We start from the raw sequence: 4349 nt of genomic DNA on the forward strand, positions 1-4349 counted from the left end.
CCTGCGAACCGGTCACCCCGACCTCGCCACCCGCATCGACACCGTCACCCGGCACGCCGATCACCTCCGCGCCCCCAGCGCCGGCGCCGCCCCCGCTTCGTGAACCCCGCCCCGCGACCGGGCGGACGGCGGATTCACGACGCGGGCGCCGGCAAGGGGCGGTCGAGCAGGAAGGCCCGCAGCAGGGCGGTGTAGAGGGCGGGTCGGCTGTGGGAGATGGCGTGGCCCGCGCCCTTGATGCGGACCATGCGGGAGTCCGGGAGGGTCTGCCGGTATTCCTGGGTCACGGCGGGTTTGATGAAGTCGCACTCCCCCCTCATGACCAGCGAGGGGACGTGGACCGCACGCAGCCGGGGGCGCGGGTCGGGGAGCTGCTCGAAGTCCTTGACGGTCATCTGGTTGCTGTAGAAACCCTGCGGGTTGGAGTGCGCCTCGGTGGGCTCCGTGCCCGCGCACGAGGTGGTGTCCTTGCCGAGCAGGGCCAACTCGTGCATCCAGTGGTCGAGTTCGCCGTCGCCTACCAGGGCGTGCGCGGCCCGCGGGTTGACCTGGAGGAGCAGGGCGGCGGCGATCAGCCGCGGCTTGCTGTTGAGCCGGTCACGGGCCGAGCGCTCGGCCGGCGTCAGGTGGTCCCAGGGGTCTCCCGCCGCCGGGCCGGGGTATTCACGGCCCCACAGCGCGCCCGGCGAGGTGAAGACGGCTTTGGCGACGTGCGTGCTGTGCGCCAGCAGGTACTGGGCGGCCAGCGAACCGCCCCACGACTGGCCGACGAGGATGATCCGGTCCGCGCCGATCGTGCGGCGGATCGCGTCGAGGTCCGCGACCTGGCGGGCCACGGTGTACTGGGTGATGTCGGAGAGCCGGGTGGAGCGTCCGGCGCCCACCTGGTCGTACGAGTAGACGTCGAAGCCGTCCGCGGCCAGTTCCCTGCCGCCGGCGGGAATGCCCTCGGCCGGGGTGCCGGGGCCGCCGTGCAGGAATACGACCGGGGTCGGCCTCGGGGTGCCGGCGGCGGGCGCGTGCGCATAGGCGATCCGCGAGCCGGTCGGCAGGTTCCAGAAGCTGACGCCCGGCGGGACCGGGAGCGCGGCGGAGGTCGGCATCGGACGGAGGACCGTACCGGCGGCGAGCGCCGCGACGGCGAGCAGCAGCACGCCGGTGAGCGCGCAGGTCGCCCGCAGGCCGCCCTTGCCGAGCAGGGCGAACGCCCCGCGGCCGAGCAGCGCGGCCGTCGCCGCGGCGACGGCCAGGCCGCACAGGGCGAGCAGCGGAACGCTCGCGGTGGCGAACGCCGCCGCGACGAGGCCGGCCGCCGCGGCAGCGGGTGTCAGCACGACCGTGCCGATGAGGAGGACGCCGCCGAGTACGCGGCGGGCGGGCGGGGGAAGCGCGGGAAGTCTCTGTGCCATGCCACTGACGCTAGGTACGCCCCGGCCACTTGGTCGTCGTGCGCCCGGACGAGCCGTCAGCGCCGGAATCCGCTGGTCGGCGGGGTGCCGGACCCCGCCGCACGGCGGGGGTCCGCCTCGCACGCGGCGCTGCCGGCCGGTGGTTCAGCCGGCTCCTGGGCGGACCAGACCCGTCTCGTACGCGGCGATCGTCGCCTGGACCCGGTCGCGTACGCCCAGCTTGCCGAGGACCACCGCGACGTGGTCCTTGACGGTGGCCGGACTGATGCCCAGCGCCGCGGCGATCTCCGCGTTGGCCAGACCGCGCGCGACGTGCCGCAGGACCTCGGTCTCGCGCGGGGTGAGCCGTGCCAGCCGCGCCGCGTCGGTTCGCAAGGGCGGCCCGGCGGCGTACCGCGCGATCAGCCGTCCGGTCACCGCGGGGTCGAGCAGGGCGGCCCCGCCGGCGACCACCCGTACGGCGTCGACGACCCGTTCCGGCTCGGCGTCCTTCAGCAGGAAGCCGACGGCCCCGGCGCGCAGCGCAGCGAACACGTACTCGTCGAGGTCGAAGGTGGTGAGGACGATGACGCGGGTGGCGGGGGCTCCCGCGGTGATCCGGGCGGTGGCGGCCAGGCCGCCGGCGCCGGGCATCCTGATGTCCATCAGTGCGACGTCCGGGCGCAGTTCCAGGGCGAGCGCCACGGCCGACTCCCCGTCGGCGGCCTGGCCGACGACGGACAGGCCGGGCTCCGCGTCGACGATCGCCGCGATGCCCGCGCGTACGACCGCCTGGTCGTCGGCGACCGTCACCCTGATCGCGATAGGAACACCTCCGGCAGCCACACGCGTACCGCGTCGTCGTCGGTCCTGGTGAGCGTACCGCCCACGGCGTCGGCCGCCGCCCGCACGTGCCGCAGGGCGCCGGGGCCCGCGGGCGGCGGCGCGGTGAGTTCGACGCCCGCGTCCAGGCGGAGCACGGTGAGCGTCACGCCCTCGGCGAGCAGCAGCGCCGCGATCCGGTACGCGGCCACCCCCACGACGACAGGCACCGCCCGGTGGGGGCCGCGGTAGCGGACGGTCGCGCCGTACCGGGTGGCCAGCGCGGCGATCCCGGCGACGGTGGGCGGCGGGGCGGTCGCGCCGTCCCGGTCGCGCAGGCCGCCGAGGAGTTCGCGGAGCGCGCCGAGGCCTTCGCGTGCTTCGCGCAGGACGGCGTCGAGCCGTCCGGCGTCGGCCGCGGCGGCCACGTTCGCCGCGTGCCGCCGGGCGGTATGCAGCAGGCCCGCGGCGATCCGCCGGCGCTGGTCGCGTACGGCGGCGTCGGAGTCCCGTTCGAGCAGTGCCCGCCCCCGCGCGGCAGCGGCCCCGCGCCGCTCCCGCCGCCGGGCGGTGGCCAGGCCCAGCCGCCACAGCGCGAACGACGGCACCGCCAGCAGCCCGGTCAGCGCCGCCCAGGCCGCCGCCCTGCTGCCGGTGATGCCGCCCGCGCTGGCCAGCGCCAGCCCGCCGGTCGCGGCCACCGCCACCGGCGCCACCAGGCCGCGCCGCACCGCCAGATAGGCGCCCGCGCTGTAGACGAACGTCAGCTCGACCCACCAGTAGACCAGGAAGATGTCGCTGACCGGCGGCGATGTCCACCCCGCCCGATCGCACCCCCACCACAGCAGCAGCGCCGACAGGACCGCCGCCAGCCCCACGCCGGGCGCCCGCGACCGCCACCCCAACGGCACCGCGTGCAGCCCGGACAGCACCACCACGGGCACGCTCGGCAGCACACCGCGAAAGGAGTCGGGCACGTCGTCCGACAGCAGACTGGCCCCGAGCGACAGCGCGACGGCGAGGACGACCAGCGCCCAGTCGAGCGCGGTGGGCCCGCGCCAGAGGGGGCGGCGCGGGCCGGGCGGGGCCGGTGGCCGCCGCAGCGGCCCGCGGCCGGAAGCCCCGGGCGGGTCCGGGGGCAAGGGGAGTTCGGCCCGGACGGTCCAGCCGGAGCCGGTGGGGCCGTAGCTGAGGATGCCGCCGGCGGCGGCGACGGTGGTGCGCAGGCCCGGCAGGCCGTGGCCGGTGCCGAGGTGGGGTTCCGGCGTGCTGCCGCCGCTGTCGCTGACGGTGACGGTGAGCAGCTCGGGGGCGGCGTCGACGGCGATACGTATCGCGGAACCGCGGGCGTAGCGCGCCGTGTTGGTCAGGGCCTCGCGCACGACGCGGTGGGCGAGGGCGGCGGTCGGCGCGGGGACGGCGGTCGCGGTGGTGCGGTAGCGGGCGCCGGACTCGGCGGCCAGGGCGCCGATGCCGGCGAGCGTGGCGGCGCTGTCGGGATCCGAGCCGTCGTCGCCGCTTCCGCTGCCGCCGCGGTCGGTGAGGAGGTCGAGCTCCGTCATCGCCCGGCGGGCGGCGGTGGCCGCGTGGCGCAGTGCGGCGGCAGTGCACTCGGGGTCGGCGAGGCGTTGCGCCGCCGCGGCGGAGACGACGATCGCGGTGAGGCGGTGGGCGGCCACGTCGTGCAGTTCGACGGCGAGCCGGTCCCGTTCGGCGAGCGCGGCGAACCGCGGGATCGCGGCAGCGCCCGTACGGTACGCGGCCAGCGCGGACCGCTCGGCGCGCCTGCGTCGCCGGGACCGGCCCAGGACCCAGGCGACGGCTGCGGCGCCCGCGGCCACCAGCGCGGTCCCCGCGACATTCCACGGCCGCAGGCCCACCACCGCGCCGGTCGCGGTGGCCGCCAGAACGGCCAGTGCCGACCCCGCGGCGGCGAGACCCGCGGTGCGCCGGAGCGCCAGCGCGTACAGCGCGAGCAGCACGGCGGCGGACGCGGCGACAGCGCCGGCCGTACCGAGCGGCACGGCGGTCACCGTCCCGGCCGGTACGCGTACGGACCCGCCGCGCGGCGCACCTCGTCCCCTGTCCCCCGTGGCATGGCGGCAGGATAACGGCCGGGGCGCGCCCCGGCCGTTATCC

The 4349-nt window shown here is 77.2% G+C and carries 3 protein-coding genes; all 3 read right to left on the bottom strand.

From position 1 onward, the window contains the following. Positions 1-134: 134 nt before the first annotated feature. On the bottom strand, positions 135-1409 hold the full coding sequence (locus tag V7E46_RS32680) for an alpha/beta hydrolase (protein WP_333771796.1): 1275 nt from the start codon (positions 1407-1409) through the stop codon (positions 135-137). 144 nt (positions 1410-1553) lie between these two features. Beyond that, positions 1554-2201, bottom strand: a complete 648-nt coding sequence (locus V7E46_RS32685) for a response regulator transcription factor (protein ID WP_329172963.1) — start codon at positions 2199-2201, stop codon at positions 1554-1556. After that, the gene (locus V7E46_RS32690; RefSeq protein WP_333771797.1) at positions 2198-4234 is read right to left on the bottom strand and encodes a sensor histidine kinase; all 2037 of its coding nucleotides are present in this window, start codon (positions 4232-4234) and stop codon (positions 2198-2200) included. The genes V7E46_RS32685 and V7E46_RS32690 overlap by 4 nt, the downstream gene beginning before the upstream one ends. Positions 4235-4349: the final 115 nt, after the last annotated feature.

It is taken from the genome of Streptomyces sp. IBSBF 2435, from assembly GCF_036815005.1.
Classification (GTDB): domain Bacteria; phylum Actinomycetota; class Actinomycetes; order Streptomycetales; family Streptomycetaceae; genus Actinacidiphila.